At 61.7% G+C, this 16,689-nt stretch carries 16 protein-coding genes, 1 tRNA gene and 2 pseudogenes; 8 read left to right on the top strand and 11 right to left on the bottom strand.

Annotated elements, in window-relative coordinates; genetic code table 11:
* Window positions 1–2: 2 nt before the first annotated feature.
* The 3 genes and pseudogenes from EUB48_RS12175 to EUB48_RS12165 all read left to right on the top strand — a co-directional run.
* Window positions 3–347 (top strand): annotated as a pseudogene (locus EUB48_RS12175) (integration host factor subunit alpha); the annotation flags it as partial.
* 108 nt (window positions 348–455) lie between these two features.
* On the top strand, window positions 456–905 hold the full coding sequence (locus EUB48_RS12170; RefSeq protein WP_142819368.1) for a MerR family transcriptional regulator: 450 nt from the start codon (window positions 456–458) through the stop codon (window positions 903–905).
* A 26-nt stretch (window positions 906–931) separates the two neighbouring features.
* A tRNA-Pro gene (locus EUB48_RS12165) sits at window positions 932–1,008 on the top strand.
* A gap of 149 nt (window positions 1,009–1,157) precedes the next feature.
* On the opposite strand, the gene EUB48_RS12160 is transcribed toward EUB48_RS12165, so the two are convergent.
* Entirely contained in the window at window positions 1,158–1,709 is a 552-nt protein-coding gene (locus EUB48_RS12160; protein ID WP_142819367.1) for a DUF3987 domain-containing protein, read from the bottom strand.
* A gap of 250 nt (window positions 1,710–1,959) precedes the next feature.
* Between EUB48_RS12160 and EUB48_RS12155 the strand changes: the two genes are divergently transcribed.
* Window positions 1,960–3,192: a hypothetical protein gene (locus EUB48_RS12155; protein WP_142819366.1), complete on the top strand. Its 1,233-nt coding sequence runs from the start codon at window positions 1,960–1,962 to the stop codon at window positions 3,190–3,192.
* A 541-nt stretch (window positions 3,193–3,733) separates the two neighbouring features.
* Here EUB48_RS12155 and EUB48_RS12150 read toward each other — a convergent pair.
* From EUB48_RS12150 to EUB48_RS12140, 3 genes and pseudogenes are all read right to left on the bottom strand, one after another.
* Window positions 3,734–4,321 (bottom strand): hypothetical protein, encoded by a 588-nt coding sequence (locus tag EUB48_RS12150; protein ID WP_142819365.1) that lies wholly within the window; start codon window positions 4,319–4,321, stop codon window positions 3,734–3,736.
* A gap of 72 nt (window positions 4,322–4,393) precedes the next feature.
* Window positions 4,394–4,663: pseudogene (locus EUB48_RS12145) on the bottom strand (cation transporter dimerization domain-containing protein); the annotation flags it as partial.
* A gap of 70 nt (window positions 4,664–4,733) precedes the next feature.
* Window positions 4,734–5,159, bottom strand: coding sequence for a hypothetical protein (locus tag EUB48_RS12140; RefSeq protein WP_142819363.1), 426 nt, complete (start codon window positions 5,157–5,159; stop codon window positions 4,734–4,736).
* A 136-nt stretch (window positions 5,160–5,295) separates the two neighbouring features.
* On the opposite strand from EUB48_RS12140, the gene EUB48_RS21710 reads away from it, so the two are divergent.
* The gene (locus EUB48_RS21710; protein ID WP_244618184.1) at window positions 5,296–5,607 is read left to right on the top strand and encodes a hypothetical protein; all 312 of its coding nucleotides are present in this window, start codon (window positions 5,296–5,298) and stop codon (window positions 5,605–5,607) included.
* 51 nt (window positions 5,608–5,658) lie between these two features.
* Here EUB48_RS21710 and EUB48_RS12130 read toward each other — a convergent pair whose 3' ends face one another.
* From EUB48_RS12130 to EUB48_RS12115, 4 genes are read right to left on the bottom strand one after another with little or no spacing between them, the layout of a single operon-like run.
* Window positions 5,659–6,648: an FAD:protein FMN transferase gene (locus EUB48_RS12130; RefSeq protein WP_142819361.1), complete on the bottom strand. Its 990-nt coding sequence runs from the start codon at window positions 6,646–6,648 to the stop codon at window positions 5,659–5,661.
* Window positions 6,629–8,854, bottom strand: a complete 2,226-nt coding sequence (locus EUB48_RS12125) for a PepSY domain-containing protein (RefSeq protein WP_142819360.1) — start codon at window positions 8,852–8,854, stop codon at window positions 6,629–6,631. The genes EUB48_RS12130 and EUB48_RS12125 overlap by 20 nt, the downstream gene beginning before the upstream one ends.
* 11 nt (window positions 8,855–8,865) lie before the next feature.
* On the bottom strand, window positions 8,866–9,342 hold the full coding sequence (locus tag EUB48_RS12120; RefSeq protein ID WP_142819359.1) for a DUF2271 domain-containing protein: 477 nt from the start codon (window positions 9,340–9,342) through the stop codon (window positions 8,866–8,868).
* Between the two features lie 23 nt (window positions 9,343–9,365).
* Window positions 9,366–9,740, bottom strand: a complete 375-nt coding sequence (locus EUB48_RS12115) for a PepSY domain-containing protein (RefSeq protein WP_142819358.1) — start codon at window positions 9,738–9,740, stop codon at window positions 9,366–9,368.
* A gap of 52 nt (window positions 9,741–9,792) precedes the next feature.
* Here EUB48_RS12115 and EUB48_RS12110 point away from each other — a divergent pair, with 52 nt between their 5' ends.
* Window positions 9,793–9,978, top strand: a complete 186-nt coding sequence (locus EUB48_RS12110; RefSeq protein WP_210411626.1) for a hypothetical protein — start codon at window positions 9,793–9,795, stop codon at window positions 9,976–9,978.
* 122 nt (window positions 9,979–10,100) lie between these two features.
* On the opposite strand, the gene arsA is transcribed toward EUB48_RS12110, so the two are convergent.
* The 3 genes from arsA to EUB48_RS21385 form a co-directional block, all read right to left on the bottom strand.
* The gene (gene arsA, locus EUB48_RS12105) at window positions 10,101–12,098 is read right to left on the bottom strand and encodes an arsenical pump-driving ATPase (RefSeq protein ID WP_142819357.1); all 1,998 of its coding nucleotides are present in this window, start codon (window positions 12,096–12,098) and stop codon (window positions 10,101–10,103) included.
* Window positions 12,099–12,377: 279 nt separating this feature from the next.
* On the bottom strand, window positions 12,378–12,572 hold the full coding sequence (locus tag EUB48_RS12100; RefSeq protein WP_244618183.1) for an SHOCT domain-containing protein: 195 nt from the start codon (window positions 12,570–12,572) through the stop codon (window positions 12,378–12,380).
* A gap of 69 nt (window positions 12,573–12,641) precedes the next feature.
* Complete coding sequence (locus tag EUB48_RS21385; RefSeq protein ID WP_168226745.1) at window positions 12,642–13,184, bottom strand: Spy/CpxP family protein refolding chaperone; 543 nt, start codon at window positions 13,182–13,184, stop codon at window positions 12,642–12,644.
* A 706-nt stretch (window positions 13,185–13,890) separates the two neighbouring features.
* On the opposite strand from EUB48_RS21385, the gene EUB48_RS12090 reads away from it, so the two are divergent.
* Complete coding sequence (locus tag EUB48_RS12090; protein ID WP_142819356.1) at window positions 13,891–15,540, top strand: phospholipase D family protein; 1,650 nt, start codon at window positions 13,891–13,893, stop codon at window positions 15,538–15,540.
* Between the two features lie 132 nt (window positions 15,541–15,672).
* Window positions 15,673–16,623, top strand: coding sequence for an alpha/beta fold hydrolase (locus EUB48_RS12085; RefSeq protein WP_142819355.1), 951 nt, complete (start codon window positions 15,673–15,675; stop codon window positions 16,621–16,623).
* Window positions 16,624–16,689 lie beyond the last annotated feature (66 nt).

Below are 16,689 nucleotides of genomic sequence, written 5' to 3'. Positions count from 1 at the left end.
CCCTAAAGGAGGACACCATGGAATTTGAGGTCGATAGTCTCGAAACCCCGGCCTTGACGAAAGCGCAGCTTGCGGAGTTGCTGTTCGAGCAGATCGGGCTGAACAAGCGCGAATCCAAGGACATGATCGACGCGTTCTTCACCTTGATGGCCGACAGCCTGGTCGAGGGCACGGACGTCAAGATCTCCGGTTTTGGGAATTTTCAGATTCGCACCAAGGCTCCGCGTCCCGGGCGCAATCCGCGCACCGGCGAGGCGATCCCGATCCAGGCGCGGCGCGTGGTGACCTTTCACGCCAGCCACAAGCTCAAGGAACAGATCCAGGGTGACCTGCCGGCGCCGGTGTGAACTAAAGCAACACTTGCGTCAATTCCGCGGAACGGGGTAGATGAGTCTTTGCACCGCGAGCTGACTTAGAGTAACCTTGCAGGTTTCTCGCGTACCATATTGATTTCAATGGAGAAATCCCTCCCTTCCATCCCCGCCAAACGCTACTTCACTATCGGTGAGGTCGGCGACCTGTGTGGCGTCAAGCCGCATGTGCTACGTTATTGGGAGCAGGAGTTCACACAGTTGCGGCCCATGAAGCGGCGCGGCAACCGCCGTTACTACCAGCACCATGAGGTGCTGATGATCCGCCGCATCCGCGATCTGCTGTACGACCAGGGCTTCACCATCAGCGGCGCGCGCAACAAGCTGCAGGAACTGGTCCAGGTCGAGCGCGACAAACGCCGCAACGGCGAGGTCATGCTCGACGGCGTCGAGGTGCTGGAGGTCGAGGACCCGGACTTTGTCGACTTCGAAGACAGCACCCCCGCCGAAGAGGACGCGCTGGTCTCGCAAAAACTGCAACTGGTGCGCCGCGAACTGTTCGAAATCCGCGATCTTCTGTCCGTTGCGTACTGAGGGGCCGGTTATAATTTAAGGCTTGTCGGTGTGTGGCGCAGCCTGGTAGCGCACTTGCATGGGGTGCAAGGGGTCGAAGGTTCGAATCCTTTCACACCGACCATTATTGACGGGGGTTAGCCGGTAGGTACCTGCTAACCCCTTTGTCTTTTCTGGTGGCCTTGATTCAGATTGCCCCCACTGAGGAAGATGCTGGTAATCAGGCAAAGGACTTTAGTCGCCTGCGAGCAGCCACCTCATCCCGCTACTGGGTCAGCTTGAAGTGACAACGTGGCTGTTGCGCGACACCATGAGCCGAGAAGTGACCGTAGTGGCTCGGTAACGGCAGCTGTGAAAAAATATTTTTCGACACGCTAATGTGTCCAACAGCTTGCCGCCCTTGATCTTTGCCAGCAGCGCTTGTGCGCCCGTTGATTCAGGAATCACCGCCACCGCGTATAGCCGGTTGGCATGGGTGCGCAGGTACTCGCCCCAGGCCAGCGCCCGGATCAGTTCGCGCTCGCCAATCACGCCGCCCGTGTCCGATGTGTCAATCAAGGCGAACACCAGCGCCAGCGCCGGGATCAGCTTTCGGTATTTGGCCAGGTGCGACACCATCGCCGGGTGCAGCGCATCGCCGCGTAGCTCTGTTTCAAAGGGAACAATCCACTCCGCAAACAAGGCTTGAGCCTCCGGGGTAAAGCGCCAGATATGGGGCTCTATGTCGCTGGCCGGCTCCAACTGTGCCAGTCGCTCGAACACCGCCCAGGCGGTTTGCTTGGCTGGTGTGTCGGGCCATTGGTCGACGTGGATAGCCTTTGCCATGTTTCATGCCGAGCAGGCGCGGGCCGCACTTACAGCGGCGCAGCAGCGGGCCGTCGATAGGCTGGTGGCAAAGAAGCTGGCGGGGTAGGGGGCTGGCGTGGCAATCAAGCGACAGCTTGATCTATCTTTGATGGGTTGGTGGCCAGTGGCTGGGCTAGATCTTCAGAGCCCCACAACAAGCGAATCAAAGGCGAAGCGAGCTTACAAATTGATTACCCAAATGCCAAGAGCGCTAAACAGGGATGAGGATATGACGAACTTGAATCGATTTTGGAAGATATCCGTCGTTGTGGTGGCTTTCACCGCACTCGGTGCAGTTCTTGCCTACACCGCTCTCCTTTCCTATAAATCCACGGCCTCCATCGCTTTTCCTCTTACGCTTCAAGAGTCCAAAGTGATGTCCGAGGTCATCGGGAGCCCCCAAAATTTTGATCGATATGCTTTGAGCGTCGAACACGATCGAAAGGACGGGGGGACTTCTGATGCCCTGGTTGTGCGTATGGATGCTTTGCGTGGAACTGTAGTCGCTGGGCCGTCCAACTGGTTTGAGCCTGTTTTACGGTTTTCAAAGGCGGACTTGAAAGAATTTGCGGGTGACGCCTTGAAGCTGGGCGAGGGCTCTGCCTTGATCGGTTACCGCATCACCACCAAGGCGAGCACCCCAGACGAAGCCCAAAAGAAAACCGCGCTGTTGGCAGCCTACGTCATTGATGCAAACTTGCGTGAATTGCTGATTGCGAAAATTAAAAAGACTATGGCTGACCGTGAGGCGTTCATCGACTCGACGGCGGCCGAACAGGGTGCGCAGAAATATAACGTCTCGATGCTGGAAGAGCGCCTTGGGCAGCTGAAGCGGATTTCTGTGAAATATCCCAGTGTCAATAAGCTGGAGGCGCGCCAGGTAATCAGTCTTGGGGACGGTGGAGAGCGCTATATGCCTCTGCCCTCTCAGATGGCGGCTGTTGAAACCAAGGTTTTGGATATCAAGGAGAAAATCGCACGCAGCACACGCGGATTGATGCAGTCTCGTGCCGAAGGTGAAATGTTGGAGGCGCAACGAAAAATGACTCAAGCCTCGCTTTCCGGGCGGGATTTGATGGTGGCACTGCTTGCCGATGTGCAAACAAGATTGTCGAAGTCCGTGGAAGGGTATGACAAGCAGCTTTTTCTTGACTATCTGAGCCAATACACAAGCATAAAAGTCAAGTATCTGGAGACGCCACGTTTTGTGGTGGCTCCTGAAATTCCGGTGAAGCCATTCATTTCGCCTCTGAAAATTATTTTTTCATTCGCCGTGCTAGGGCTGCTCGTTTCATTGATCTACCAATTTCGCGCGCAGTTGTGGTTACTGGTGTGGTCGACTTGGGACGAAGAAGAATTACATAGCCGCGGCTTATCTTCTGCCAACCGCACGTCGAGCTTAGGCGCAGCCGAATCCATCAAACAAGAAAATGGCGGACGTGGAGAAAAGTACGCCACATAGGCGATGTCATCGCTGTGCACGGTGAATTGCCCTGGCCTGCGATCGTTTCGTGGCACGGCTTGAACAAGGTCACTGACAGCCGGGCGCGGTAAGACAGGTGCACATGGCCGGCGAGCGCGGCAATCGAGCGACAGCCTGATCTATTTTTTGATGTGTTGGTGGCCAGAGGTCGGGTTGAGCTTGCGGAGCCCCGAAACGGGGTATCAAAGGCAAAGCGGGGGAACAAATGGGGGAACAAGATCAATATCTGAGAGTTGAAATCTAGCATTCATGCGGATTACAGGCTATCTTTCAAGCGGTTTCACAACTAGGTAAGACAGAGGCCTCCAAGGAGCGATTCTTGGAGGCCTTTTTCATTGGTAAATCAGTCACTTACGCTGCAAGAGTGTACAAAGCGCGATATTGACTGCGAGCGCAAACGTGGGGTACAAATGCGGTGCAGGTGGGTCGTTTTTGGGTTTGTCTGATTTTATAACCCCCGTTCTCCAATGAGAACGCCCACTGTCATACCCCGAGGAGTAGTACGCGCCCCCACATTGCGTCACGAGAGCCATCGCAGTCGGCGCTCGGTTCGAACTCTGCGCCAGTCAACTTTAGCGAAGCCGTAGACGATCACGAGCAGCGCAAGCTGCGTCGCCACGAAATACAGCAGTGAATCGGAGAAGCTCAACTCCAACTCAAAATGCTGCGACAGCGCGGATGCGCCGACGAATGCAATCGCGTAGCTGACGAGCCGTCCCACGAAGAAGGGGCCAACCAGGAGCCACAACGGCGCCCGCGTCAGCCCATAGGCCAGGAAGAGCACGTTGGACGGCAAGGGGCTGAAAGCGAAGAGCAAAAAACCGAGGGCGCTGGCTGTACGCCGGCGCGCGATCTCCTGGGCGACCTCGGACAGGCTGGCCCGCATTTGGGGCGAGACAAATCGACTACACACGACGCGCTGTGCGAATTGCGCGAGGACCGCACGGCCGCCACTGGCGGCGACCGCCGCGACACCCGCTGCCACCCATGGGCTGGCGTCCGGGTAGTGCAGGCCGAAATAGGACATGATCATCCACGTCGGCGGCGCGAAGGCCGGCATGACGTTCACGGCAAAGATGGCAAGGAAGAGAAGCGATGCGGAGGCCATGTGCACATTCTCCGCCCGCAGGTCAGGTGGCCCAGTCGACGTAGAACGCCTGTGCCGACGGCGAAGCGTTGTTCATTGCGTGGGCGACGAGCCCGTCGCTGCGTGGTCCAGCTCCGGCCGGCGCCACGGGTCCACGTGCGTCATCAGGTTGAGCACGCGGTGCCGCGGCAGGACGCGCTGGCGTGCGATCACCGCGATGTCGTGACCCTCTTCAACGCTGATCGTGGCGTCCACCTCGAGATGCGCATCGACCACGATCATGTCGCCCATCTTGCACGCGCGAATGTCGTGGACGCTGCGCACTCCCCGGGTTTCGATCAGCGTCCGCCTGATGGCCGCGATCCCTTGATCGTTGGCCTTTTCGCCGACCGTGCATGTGCGTTCATGGGCCCTTTCGGGCAAGGGAAGGCGCTCACGACTTGTGCGGGACGAAAGCTCCTGCGGGAGTCTGGTAAAAGTCGAAGCCCTGCACTGGAGAAGTGGTCTGGCCCGCACGCTTCACATAGTCCACATGGATGACGCTGATCTGGGCGAACGCAGGCTTCTTCTCAATCCGGGCTTCGATTGCGGCGACCATCTTGGAAGCCTGGGCTTCGCGCTCGGCAGGGCTCGCCTGCGGGCTGTCCGTCACAGTGATCGTAAGCTGGTGGGCGGCGGAGTGGACAGTCACCGACTTCCATCCCGCGGCCTGTGCAGCGGCCCTTTCCAATGCGGGCATCTCGCTGGCCTGTTGCGTGACCTGTGCCGCGTCGGTGGCAGCATCGGCGCACCATGCCGGCATGATGAAAGACATTGCCAGAAGCGCGGCGAGGACAGTAGGGGTGATCGGGTTCTTCATAGACGCTTTCGTTTGATTTTGGCAATCCGAACGCCGGCCCCGCGCGAAGCCATCGTCGTTTTTGTCAGTGTCGCGTTACCCGATTTCCGCACCTTGATGTAGGTCAATTCATCTAAGGAATTCGGACTGAATATCCATGCCAACCGGCGCAATCTTTGCCTGCCTCGTCTGTGGTCAGACGGGCGTCAACGACTCTCAGAACAATCGCTACCTGGGCACGACCTCAAGGCACGGCAATCTTGCGGCCTACGGCTTCGGGGTCGGTCTTGCTGCGGCGCAGACAGACGATCATCCCCTCGCGCACAAACTGGAGGTCCTCGACATTCAGGGCCACCAGCTCAGACCGGCGCAGGGCTGCCGCGAACCCGAGGAGCAGCAGTGCACGATCCCTGATGCCTTTGGTGCAGTGCATGAGCGGCAGGATTCCCAGCAGGTCTTGTTTAAGTAGCGGGGCGGCCTGCCGCTGGGGCCGACCGTGACTGCGATGGTGAACTGCCTTTCATACAGCGTCTTGCTGCATTGTGGAAGAGTCGAACCGCCCAAGACCCATCTCCACGAGCCCTTCGGGGCGACGCAGCAGAAACAGCGCTTCCAGCCCCATGCGCTGCGCCATCGCCAGACCTTCGCCAGGGCCGGCGACCAGCAGGGCAGTCGCCCAGGCATCCGCGTGCATGGCGGTGCGCGCCAGCACGGTGACCGAGGCGACAGCATTGTTCACCGGCGCGGCGCGGCGCGCGTCCATGGTGTGCGCCAGGCGCGCACCGCCCACGTCCAGGTAGTGCCGGTAGTCGCCCGAGGTGGCCACGGACAGGTCATCCAATTCGAGCACCCCCCGCACCGCGCGACGCCCCGGCTCGGGGCATTCGAGCGCCACGGCCCAGGGCGCACCGCCGGCCTGGCTGCCCACGGCGCGGAGCTCCCCATCGAGCGCCGCGAGCGCGTGCCGCACCCCGTGCTGGTGCAGCACGGCGGCCATGCGGTCCACCGCATAACCCTTGGCAATGCCGCACAGGTCAACCTGCAAGGGGGCACGTTTGCGGGCGCGGCCTGCGGGGTGGTCGAGCTCCAGGCACCCATGCGTAGTTCGCGCCGCAGCCTGGCGCGCTTCGCGGATCGCCTCGGTGTCAGGTGCATCGCGCACTGCGCCAAAACCCCAGGCATCGACCAGCGCCCCGACGCACGGATCAAACGCGCCAGCGCTCAAGCGCTGGACATCCATGGCACAGCTCAGCACCTCGAGCATCTCAAAGGGCAGGTCCACCCAGGTATCCACGCTCGCGCGGTTCAGGCGCACCAGGTCGCTGTCGGGCTTCCAGGGGGACATCTGTGTGTCCACCTGCTGCACCGCAAAGGCAAGGTCCTGGCGCAGGGCCTTCAGATCCACGATGGTCTCGGCGTCCATGCTGGCGGACCAGCGCGTGCCCATGGTCGGGCCGTGCAGGGTGGTGCGTTTGCAGGGCGCAGCAGGTTCAGAAGACATCTTCGGCATAGCGTTCCTTTGCTTTGAGCTTCGACACGCTCAGTTGTAGCGGCGCGAGCACTGCGTCCAGCGCCTCGGCCACGCCTTTCGCCATGGCACGGCTGCCGCAGACACGCACGAGGGCGCCCTGGGCCACCAGGCCGCGCAGGCGCTCGGCGTCACGGCGCAGGGCATCCTGCACATAACCACCACCTTCGGGGACTCGCGAGAACACCGCCTGCACACTTGCCAGGCGCCCTTCGCCCAGCCAGCGCTGGATCTCGGGGCCAAAGTAGAAATCCTGCGCCGGGTCGCGGCCACCAAAATACAGGTGCATGGGGGTGTGCCTGTCGTTGCGGCGGATGAAACCAGCCAGTGGCGCCACACCCGTGCCCGCCCCGATCAGCAGCACGGGCCGGCGCGTGCGCGGCAACGCAAAGCCTGGGTTGGAGCGGATGAAGGCTGCGATGCTGTCCCCTACCTGCAGGCCCAGCAAGTGCGTAGAGCACAGGCCGCCGGGCATCTGGCGTGCGCAGATTTCCAGAAACCCGTCCGCCCAGCCCGACGCCAGCGAGTAGAAGCGCGGCACGGCCGAGCCCGGCGGCACGATGCCCACCAGGTCGCCCGCCGCAAAACGTGCCAGGCCCTTCCCGCGCAGGCGCTCCATCGCACTCTGCGCGGGCCACGCGAAGCGCAGGATCGCCGTGGGCTCGCCGCTGTGCTTGCGGTAGGCCTGGCGCGCCACGAGCGTGAGTGGGGTGGTGGGCGGCACGCGCGGCACATAGTCCAGCACCAGGGGCTCGCCCAGTGCCTGTGCCAAGGCTTCACCCCAGCGCGCGAACTGCTGGGCCGATTGCTGGTGGATGCGCTCGAGCGGCAGCAGTTCAGTCCAGCCCTGTGCGCGCAGGGTCTGCTCCAGCGCCTCGGCAAAGCCACAGAAAGCAGGATACTGACGGTCACCAAAGCCCAGCACCGTCACCGGCACGGAGTTGGCGCCAAGTTTTTCGATGCGCTCCAAGGCTTGGCTGGCGTGCGCCGGGGCCTGGCCCTCGCCATACGTTGCCGCCAGTATGAACACCTGCCGCGTGGCGGCCGTGGTCTGGAAATGCTCCAGCGCGCCGGTGTGCACGCGGTGCCCGCTGTAGGCCAGCGCGTCCTGCAGCGCCTGTGCAAAACCCCAGGTGCTTCCACCTTCGCTGGCGACGAAGATGAGCATGTCGGCCTGTGTCAACGGGCTGTTGCCGGTGATGTGGGGCGCCTGGCGGCGTGCCTGCCACCACATGACAACGCCCGACCACCAGAACAGCAGCACGCTGGCGCCCACAAAGGCGAGCACCACCGCCCAAGGCCAGGCCCCTTCGCCGGTGTGCAGCACCAGCGCCCAGTCGTAAAGGCGCTGTGCAAAAGTTGTGTCTTGCGAAGCCAGTGTCTGCCCCGAGTAACGATCAATCCAGACTTCGCCCTGGCCGGTGAGGACCTTCCAGGTGTCTACAGGGTCAGCAGAGTCCGGAAAATTGAGCTTGCGCAAGTCCTGTATGGAGAGGCCTTGCAGCATGGGAAGTTGCGCGCCGGGCAGTGACTGTGGGGCGGTCTGGCCCGTGTCCCCAGGCACCACGGAGGCCACATCAGGATCGGCCCCCGCGTCCAGCGCGACCAGCCCCAGGGTCGAGGCGCTCATGGTCAGCGCCGTGAGCGACGTCAGGAGCAGCAGCGCCAGCACCGCCCGGCCCACAACCACGTGGATGCGCTGGGCCAGCGAGCCACGCACCCGCGCGACCAGACGCCGCCAGCCGCCCATGCGGCGCAGCAGCAGCACCAAGCCGGACAGGCACATCAAGCCTATAGCCAGCGCAATACCCGCCGCACCCCAGCGCCCGGCGTCGCCCAGGAGCAGCGAGCGGTGCAGGCTTTTCACCCATCGCGGCGGCGCCGAAGGCTGCCAGGCGCCCAGCACCTGACCATTGGCCGGATTCACATAAGACGCCTGCGCCTGGTCACCGTTAAAGCTGAACACCACGATGGCCCCCGAGGGCAGGTGGCGGATTTCCTCGGCGCCTGGAACCGTGCGTGTCACGCGCTCCACCAGCGTGGCCACTGACAGGTCGCGTGGTGCGGCGGGTGCTTGCCACGCCTGCTGCACCGGGTCGAACGCCAGCATGGAGCCGGTAAGGCCCAGCACGAAAGCCAAGGTGCCAGCCGTCAGGCCCAGCCAGCGGTGGATGGCCTTCCAGTCCATGCGCTGGTCCTTTACTGTAGTTGGAAGGTCAGCGACTGTATGTACTGCTTGCCGGCCTGCGGTTTGCCGGCGTTGCCGGTGGACAGCGGAACGCGGATTTCCGACGGGCTGTCGCGCATGTCTTCCGCGGCAGCGTCGATGTGGATTTCATAGCCCGCGTCAATCAGGGCATCGGCCAAGTTGGCCGTGACCTTGAGCGTGCGCCCTGCGCCTACGCTGGCGCCAGTGACGCCGTTCAGGCGCTTGGCGTCACCGCTGGAGAGTCGATTCCAGTCGGACAGGTGCTTGTAGTACTTGGCCTTGCCGCCAGCCACCCACAGCGTGCCGGCATAGGCGCCCTTGGCATCGGTCAGGTAAGCGGCCAGGTAGGCACCGTTGCCGCCATAGTTCTTGAGCTGGGCGCTCAGCGTGACCTGGCGGCTGTGCGCCAGGGCGGGCAAGGCCAGCGCGCAGGCGGCGGCCAAAGTGGTCAAAAGAGGTTTGGACATGGTGATACTCCGATAAGAAACGGTTAGTCAATCTGGCCGCGCGGCGCGGTGCCAGGGGTAATCAGGGGCGATGGCGCGGCGTGCTCACGATCACGGTCACGTTCCCGATCACGCTCGCGGTCCCCTTGCTTCATCTTCAATACCTTCAGGGTTTCCGGGTCGATCTTGGCCTTAAAGCTGCGGCCCTGGCTGTCCGTCCCGCGAATTTCATAGCAACCGTCGTCAATCTTCAGCCGCTGGATCTGCCAGCCTTGCCGGGTTGCCATCTGGCGTACAGCCTCGCGCGATTGCCAGCGCCCAACTGGCGCATCACAATCGTCGTCGGCCCAAATTGGCGGGGCAGCCAAGCCCAGTGAAAGGGCCAGCAAACCAACGCGCAGGCGGAGAGAGTGTTTCATGGGGAGCTCCTGCTTTTGGATGGTCAGGTTTTATGGGATAGGGTCAAGCGGTGTGGCATTTGCCGACCTTGAGGCGGACCATCGTGACCAACAACTGCTCATGGTTCAGGGCAGCCCTACCTACATCCTCAACAATGGACGCCAGAAGCTGTACGGCAATGTTGGCTATGGAGTCATCGAAGCCAACATCAAGGAGCTGATTCGATCGCCCGCGGCCGGTGCCGCGAGTTGGTGTTAGATTGGATTCTCCGGTTTTTGTAAAAAGCAGGAATGGACCACGCAATTCCGCAGCGTGTTGAATCCAGGCGTCTTTCAGGCAATCCACTTAAATAGTAGCTTCCACTCAGTCCTGGGTTCCGGTTACTCGGATTGAGCAACCAGCCTGCCCAGCGCCTCCATGCCAATGGGCGGACGCGTCAGCCATGGCAGCACGTAGGTTTTCTTGGCCAGGCCATGTTCAACCTTCTCCATCTGCTGGACTTCACCTGTCAAACGCGCTTGTAATAATGGGTCGTGGGTGTCGGCCGCCAAAATGCTTTTGTTGATGACCCAGGCAAAAGGTTCAATGTTGGCACGGCGCAGATCGTCCTGCAGCACTTTCGCTTGTAACACTGGCGTCGTTTCCGGCAGCGTGACCAGAATAATCTTGGTGTACTCGGGGTCTTGCAAGCGCATCAACGGTGTGACCAAGTGAGCTGAGCCGTGGCTTTCGAGCTCACGCATCATCTGGCGGTGATAGGCACCAGTGGCATCCATCAGCAGCATCGAGTGACCTGTAGGTGCGGTGTCCAACACCACATAAGCACTGCGCGCCTCACTCACCATACGTGAAAACGCATGGAAAACGGCGACTTCTTCGGTGCAGGGTGACTTGAGGTCTTCCAGCATCAAGTCACGCTCCTGCTCGTTCAGCCTGGCACCTTTGGTCGCCATGATTTTGTCGACATAGCGCTGGGTCTCAACAATGGGGTCAATCCGGTCGACCCGCAGGCCGTCCACCACGCCCTCTAGCGTACCGGCGAGATGCGCCGCCGGGTCAGTGGTGCTCAGATGCACGGTTTTTCCACGTTGAACCAGCCCCAGCGCGAGGGCTGCGGCAACCGTGGTCTTGCCCACGCCGCCCTTGCCCATGACCATGATGAGACCACGCCCGGCCCGTGCCAGTTCATCAGCCAGGGCGCCCAAGCCAATCCCGTGCTTCATGGTGGGGGCTGTAAATGCCGTGTCGCTTGTGGCTGTATGGGTGTTGGTATTGAGCAATGCACGCAGGGCAGGGAGCCCGACGGTATCGAAGGCGCGCAGCGGAACCTGGTCTTGTGGGAGAGCGCGCAGGTTGTCCGGCATCTCATCTAACGCTTGTGTACCCAGCGCTTCAAAGGCATTTGCGACCTCATCTGTTTTATTGCTCGCATGGAACACGCCGTTGACCACCAGGCGCTGGTTATTCAGACCCAGCTCCTTCAATTCATCGGAGGTCCGGGAAGCTTCTGCGATCGCGCCTTTGTCGGGGCGCGTCGCCAAGACGACGGAGGTCAGAGCAGGATTGGACAGCGCGTCGAGTGCAGCCTTGAAGCGAATTTCTTGCATCTTCAGACCAGAGTGCGGTCCGAGACAGGATGCACCCTGGTCATTGTTGGCCAGAAAACCACTCCAGGCCTTGGGCAAGCTCAGCAGCCGCAGCGTGTGGCCGGTCGGAGCGGTGTCAAAAACAATGTGGTCGTACTCCTGGTCTCTATCGGCAAGCAGTGATGAGAACTCGTCGAACGATGCAATCTCGGTCGTGCAGGCACCGGACAGCTGCTCACGCACGGTCGAGATTTCTGCGGTGGTGGCGTCTCGCGCCATTTGGTCGACGACGCGTTGTCGATAGGCCTCAGCCGCAGCGTCCGGGTCAATGTTCAAGACAGACAAGCCGGGTGCTCCCGGGACGGGGGTGGGGTGATTGCTTAGCGTGACGCCCAGCATTTCGTCCAGATTGGAGGCCGAGTCCGTGCTGACCAGAAGCACCTTCTTGCCGCAATCTGCCAAATGAAGTGCAACCGCAGTGGACAGGGATGTCTTACCCACACCACCTTTGCCCGTGAAGAATAAGTGCCTTGTCGGCTGATTCAGTAAATCCAATGGTTTGGGCTTTAACCAGACTTCGACTTTTTCGTGGGAGGGGATGCCGCCACTATGGACGAGATTGCCGTTGACCGTCACGGCGGGGGTGGCATGAATTCGGAGCCGTTCGCGTTCTTCCTTACTTTCATTCATGGTGAGATGGACTGGGATACTCAGGTTTTTGGCGACTCGCTCAACCAAGCCAGCTGTGCGGTGACATTTACTGCAACCTGACCCTAAGACGACGACTTCCATGACAAATCATTCCTTAATAGAAACGCCAGCTTCAATGGGCAGGTCAGCCGTGCCCGAAGCGGCTCACTACGCAGTGAGTCCGTTGAGGGCGCCGCGATGCCACAAAGACTCCAATACAGCAATCGAACCACTCGACGGTGCCTCACTTGGGGGGGTGTAAGGCAAAACCATTGCTTCAACGATTCTGAACTTTGAAGTCACTTGCCAAAAGTTTGAGGCATTTTGTCGGCAATGCTCTGCTCAGTTACCGGTCGCACGGCGCCAGATGGCGCATCTCATTCAGCTGAGATCCTGCTTGCGCGCATCGAACTCCGCTTTGTCGATCTCGCCGCGCGCATAGCGTTCGCGCAGGATAGCCAGCGCGCGGTCTTCATCGCGCCGACCCGATGACCGGCCTCCGCCGCTCAACCATCTGACCAGCAACACGATGCCGACGATGACCACAACCCATGCAAAAAGTCCGAAGCCGAACATGTGACCTCCACCCCAGCCACCACCCCAATTCATCATATTGCCGTAGCCCATTGTTGACCACGCTCTGTATCAGCGGCTGCGCCAGTAGCGGCCCAGCTTCTCGCGCTGGTCCTTGGTTAGAACGGCGTCAATTTTCTTGCGCGCGTCGAGTTGCAACTCGAACATGGCCTTTTGCGTCTCGGCCATGGCCTGGAACGCCTTGCGCGCGGCTGCTTCGTCGAGTGGACCTGGACCGAACATGCCCTGCATGTGGTAGCCCTGTCCATGCATCGTGCCCATGAACTGCCACATCGCCCTGGAGGTCTGCTCCTGGATGCCCGCAATGGCCTTCTGCTGCTCCGGAGTGAGATCCAGACCCGCGTATGCATCGTTCGAGCACCCGAACATCATTCCAGGACCCATTCCGTACCCGCCATCGCTGCCACCCATCATCCCCGGCCCCATGCCGCCGTAGCCACCCCCGTAGCCACCCATCATCCCCGGCCCCATGCCGCCGTAGCCACCCCCGTAGCCGCCCATCATCCCGGGCCCCATGCCGTAGGGCTGTGCTACCGCCGCACCGGTCAAGGCCACAGTAGCCGCAAAGGCTGCGAGAACATTCTTCAGTTTCATTTTTCACTCCTTGGCTCGATTTCAAAACTTGACCCGCGCCCGCGCACCGATTGCGCCGGCACCAGCGTCATGCAATTCAATGCAAAACTCCCGAAATGGTTAAAAAACTATAGGCACAATCAAGAAATCGAGCCTTGACACAGGTCACTACCAGGTCATGTAATCGGCAATGCGCGCGCGGCGCTGATGCTGTCGTTTGCCGATATGCCGCTATGCGGTTGCCGGGCGGTAAACGATAGTCAGGCCGCGCAAGGCAGCGGACAGCTTTACAGCGGGAGCAGTCGGTCACCCGGAAATCATGAGCACCCGGTTCGGGCCATCAGCTGACTGTCGCGAGGGAAGCTTTGAACAGGTTCACCGACCCCCTGCTTGCCCAGCGCCAAGCCGCGCAACCCTGCTCAGGAAGAGGGCGGCGACCTGCCGAACGCGTCGGCGGCCCAGTCTATGAACGCCCGCAGCCGCCGCGACGGCTGCCGGGTGCGCGGATGCCAACCAGCTGCTGGTGGTCACCAAGCGCCACCCGCTCCACACTTTGATAAGCTGGCGGCTCGTAACCAGGCTCAGTTTTCTGAACCCCAAAGCAGGGGGTATCAAAGTCAAAACGGGGGTACAGACGGGGGTACAAAATGAATATCTCAAAAGTGGAACATAGCATTCATGAGCTCTACAGGCTATCTTTCAAGCGGTTTCACAGCGTGGGAACCCTATGGAAACGCTTCGCGGTCTGGGTCTGATGCAGCTCCGCTGCCCCGGCAACAGTCTCTTGAGCGGCAGACTCTTTTTGGCGTGGCCATGGGTCGTTCGGGCCTTGCTGGCGGCGCTCCTGGTTTCCCTGGCCGCGTGCGGCAGCCTGCCCGAGCGGCCCGCGGTGCGCGAGTCCTCCACGGCCATCCCGGCGTCCAGCGCCACCGCCCTGGGGCGGATCGCCGCCCAATACCCTGCGGAGCAAGAGCAGTCGGGGCTGCGCCCGCTGCCGCAGTCCGTGTTTGCCCTGGACACCCGGCTGGAGCTGATCCGGCGGGCTCAAGCGTCGCTCGATCTGCAGTACTACCTGCTCGGCAACGACAAAACCGGGCGCCTCATCCTGCGCAGCCTGCGCAACGCGGCGCAGCGCGGCGTGCGCGTGCGCCTGCTGCTTGATGATCTCTATACCGCTCCTCTGGACCCGCTGCTGCTCGGGCTGGCGAGCTACCCCAACGTCGAGATCCGGCTGTTCAACCCGTTCACCTTCGCCCACAGCAACCCGCTGTTGCGCAACCTGAATTTCCTCTCGGACTTAAAGCGGTTGAACCACCGCATGCACAACAAGCTGTTCCTGGCCGATGGTGCCATGGCCCTGGTGGGCGGACGCAACCTCGCCGACGAGTACTTTCTGCGAAGCTCGCAAGCGAACTTCGTGGACTTCGACCTGCTGGCCACCGGCCCGCTGGTGCACGAGCTGTCGCAGATTTTCGACACCTATTGGAACAGCGACGAGGTCTACCCGCTGCGCGCCATCGTGGCGAGCCCCGACAGTGCGCAAGACCTGCGGCAAAGGTTCGACGCCGCCGTGCGGCCGGAACTGGCACCGCTGCCTGGCGACGTGCCCGCGGTCGACATTTATGGCGAGCCGCCGCTGGGCGTGGAAATCGACCGCGGGCAGCTTCATTTCATCAAGGCCTGGGCCGGCGCCTATGCAGATCCGCCGTCCAAGGCCGATCCCGGGCGGGCGGCGGCCAACGCTCCCGCGCTGCTGATCCGCAAGTACATCGAGCAGGTGCAGGCGGCGCGCTCCGAGATCCTGATCTCCTCACCCTACTTCATTCCCGGGCCACTCGGCATGGCGCATCTGCGTGAAGCGCGCAAGCACAACGTGGCGATCCGGGTCGTGACCAACTCCCTGGACGCCAGCGACGAGCCGGTGGTCGATTCGAGCTACCGAAACTACCGCGTCGGCATGTTGCGCATGGGGGTCGAATTGTATGAGCTCAGCCCGCACGAAATCAAGCGCAGCAAACTATTTCGGGTACCGTTCAGCTCCTCGCGCGGCGCGCTGCATGCCAAGCTGACGCTGATCGATGAGAAGACGGTTTTGGTGGGCTCGATGAATCTGGATCCACGTTCGGCCTACCTCAACACCGAACTGGGCGTCATGGTCCGCAGCCCCGAGCTGGCACGGCGGATCCGGAGCGCGTTCGACTTCCACGACCTGGGAGGGGTCTACCGCGTCGAGCTCAAACCCGACGGCGCCGGCCTGCAATGGGTGGGTACGGGCGAGGATGCGGGCCAGGTGCTGGACAGCGAGCCGGGCGGCAGCCCCTTCATGAGCCTGCGCCTGTGGCTCGATCAGCACCTGGTTTCCGAAGGCATGCTCTGAACCCGCCCATTGCTGGCGCAATGAGGCGCGGCGCGTGCCGCCAGACAAACCCGCGGCCCGTGCTCTTTCAGGCGATGCCGAAGATCTTCACCACCAGCGGTGTGTCAACACCGAATTCGCAAATTCACGAGCATGACCATCCACACCAAAATCATCATTGACCTGCTGCTTGTCGTTGCAGCATTGCTGGTCGGCATCGTCGCGGCGAACTGGGCGCCAGAGCGGCCGCTCGCCACGCTCACCGCGCGCTGGGCGCCGCCGCCATCCCGGTTCATCCCGCTGCTGGGCATGCAGGTCCATGTGCGTGACCAGGGCCCGCGCGACGACCCGGTCCCGATGGTCCTGATTCACGGGACTTCGGCCAGCCTGCACACCTGGGTGGGATGGGTTCATGCCCTCGGGGACAAGCGCCGCGTCATCACGTTCGACCTGCCTGCATTCGGCCTCACGGGCCCCTCGCCCGACGGGGACTATACGATCGCGACCTATGTCCGTTTCGTCGGCGCCCTGCTCGACACGCTGGCCATCCGGCACTGCATGCTCGGCGGCAACTCGCTTGGCGGCAATGTGGCGTGGGAGGCGGCCCTGGCCATGCCCGAGCGCATCGACAGGCTGATCTTGGTGGATGCCGGCGGCTTCCCGTTCATCTCCACCTCGGTGCCGATCGGGTTCCGGATCGCCCGGCTGCCCGGGCTCAATCGGTTGATGGAATTTGTCACGCCGCGAAGCCTGGTCAGGGCCAGCCTGCGCAATGTCTATGGTGATCCTTCCAGGGTAACGCCCGAGCTGGTCGACCGCTACTTCGACATGACCGTGCGGGCGGGGAACCGCCGTGCGCTGGCCCGGCGATTTTCCCAGATGGACTTTAGCGCCGACGCCAGCCGGGTTGCGCAGCTCAAATTGCCGACGCTGATTCTGTGGGGCGGCCGGGACCGGTTGATTCCGCCCGGCGATGCCGAACGCTTTCACCACGACATCGCGGGCAGCCGGCTCGTGATTTTTCCCGACCTCGGTCATATGCCGCACGAAGAGGATCCCGCGCGCACGGCCGCCGCCGTGATCGATTTCTTGCAGACGCGGTGAATGTGGCTTTTGTAGCGTAGTCGAGGCAGGGACGTTGCAAATAGCGGTTGCCGAAAAGCGTGATGG

It is taken from the genome of Rhodoferax sediminis (assembly GCF_006970865.1).
In the GTDB taxonomy this organism is placed as follows: domain Bacteria; phylum Pseudomonadota; class Gammaproteobacteria; order Burkholderiales; family Burkholderiaceae_C; genus Rhodoferax_A; species Rhodoferax_A sediminis.
This window is presented reverse-complemented; position numbering and strand designations above follow the sequence as displayed.

What these genes read in the sequence shown, in the direction of transcription:
- EUB48_RS12130 (WP_142819361.1), bottom strand. Translation starts at nt 6,648, where the DNA reads ATGCCGAAGATGTCTTCTGAACCTGCTGCGCCCTGCAAACGCACCACC.
- EUB48_RS12140 (WP_142819363.1), bottom strand. Translation starts at nt 5,159, where the DNA reads ATGAAGAACCCGATCACCCCTACTGTCCTCGCCGCGCTTCTGGCAATG.
- EUB48_RS12155 (WP_142819366.1), top strand. Translation starts at nt 1,960, where the DNA reads ATGACGAACTTGAATCGATTTTGGAAGATATCCGTCGTTGTGGTGGCT.
- EUB48_RS12160 (WP_142819367.1), bottom strand. Translation starts at nt 1,709, where the DNA reads ATGGCAAAGGCTATCCACGTCGACCAATGGCCCGACACACCAGCCAAG.
- EUB48_RS12115 (WP_142819358.1), bottom strand. Translation starts at nt 9,740, where the DNA reads ATGAAACACTCTCTCCGCCTGCGCGTTGGTTTGCTGGCCCTTTCACTG.
- EUB48_RS12090 (WP_142819356.1), top strand. Translation starts at nt 13,891, where the DNA reads ATGGAAACGCTTCGCGGTCTGGGTCTGATGCAGCTCCGCTGCCCCGGC.
- EUB48_RS12150 (WP_142819365.1), bottom strand. Translation starts at nt 4,321, where the DNA reads ATGGCCTCCGCATCGCTTCTCTTCCTTGCCATCTTTGCCGTGAACGTC.
- EUB48_RS21710 (WP_244618184.1), top strand. Translation starts at nt 5,296, where the DNA reads ATGCCAACCGGCGCAATCTTTGCCTGCCTCGTCTGTGGTCAGACGGGC.
- EUB48_RS12085 (WP_142819355.1), top strand. Translation starts at nt 15,673, where the DNA reads ATGACCATCCACACCAAAATCATCATTGACCTGCTGCTTGTCGTTGCA.
- EUB48_RS12125 (WP_142819360.1), bottom strand. Translation starts at nt 8,854, where the DNA reads ATGGACTGGAAGGCCATCCACCGCTGGCTGGGCCTGACGGCTGGCACC.
- arsA (WP_142819357.1), bottom strand. Translation starts at nt 12,098, where the DNA reads ATGGAAGTCGTCGTCTTAGGGTCAGGTTGCAGTAAATGTCACCGCACA.
- EUB48_RS12120 (WP_142819359.1), bottom strand. Translation starts at nt 9,342, where the DNA reads ATGTCCAAACCTCTTTTGACCACTTTGGCCGCCGCCTGCGCGCTGGCC.
- EUB48_RS12100 (WP_244618183.1), bottom strand. Translation starts at nt 12,572, where the DNA reads ATGTTCGGCTTCGGACTTTTTGCATGGGTTGTGGTCATCGTCGGCATC.
- EUB48_RS12170 (WP_142819368.1), top strand. Translation starts at nt 456, where the DNA reads ATGGAGAAATCCCTCCCTTCCATCCCCGCCAAACGCTACTTCACTATC.
- EUB48_RS21385 (WP_168226745.1), bottom strand. Translation starts at nt 13,184, where the DNA reads ATGAAACTGAAGAATGTTCTCGCAGCCTTTGCGGCTACTGTGGCCTTG.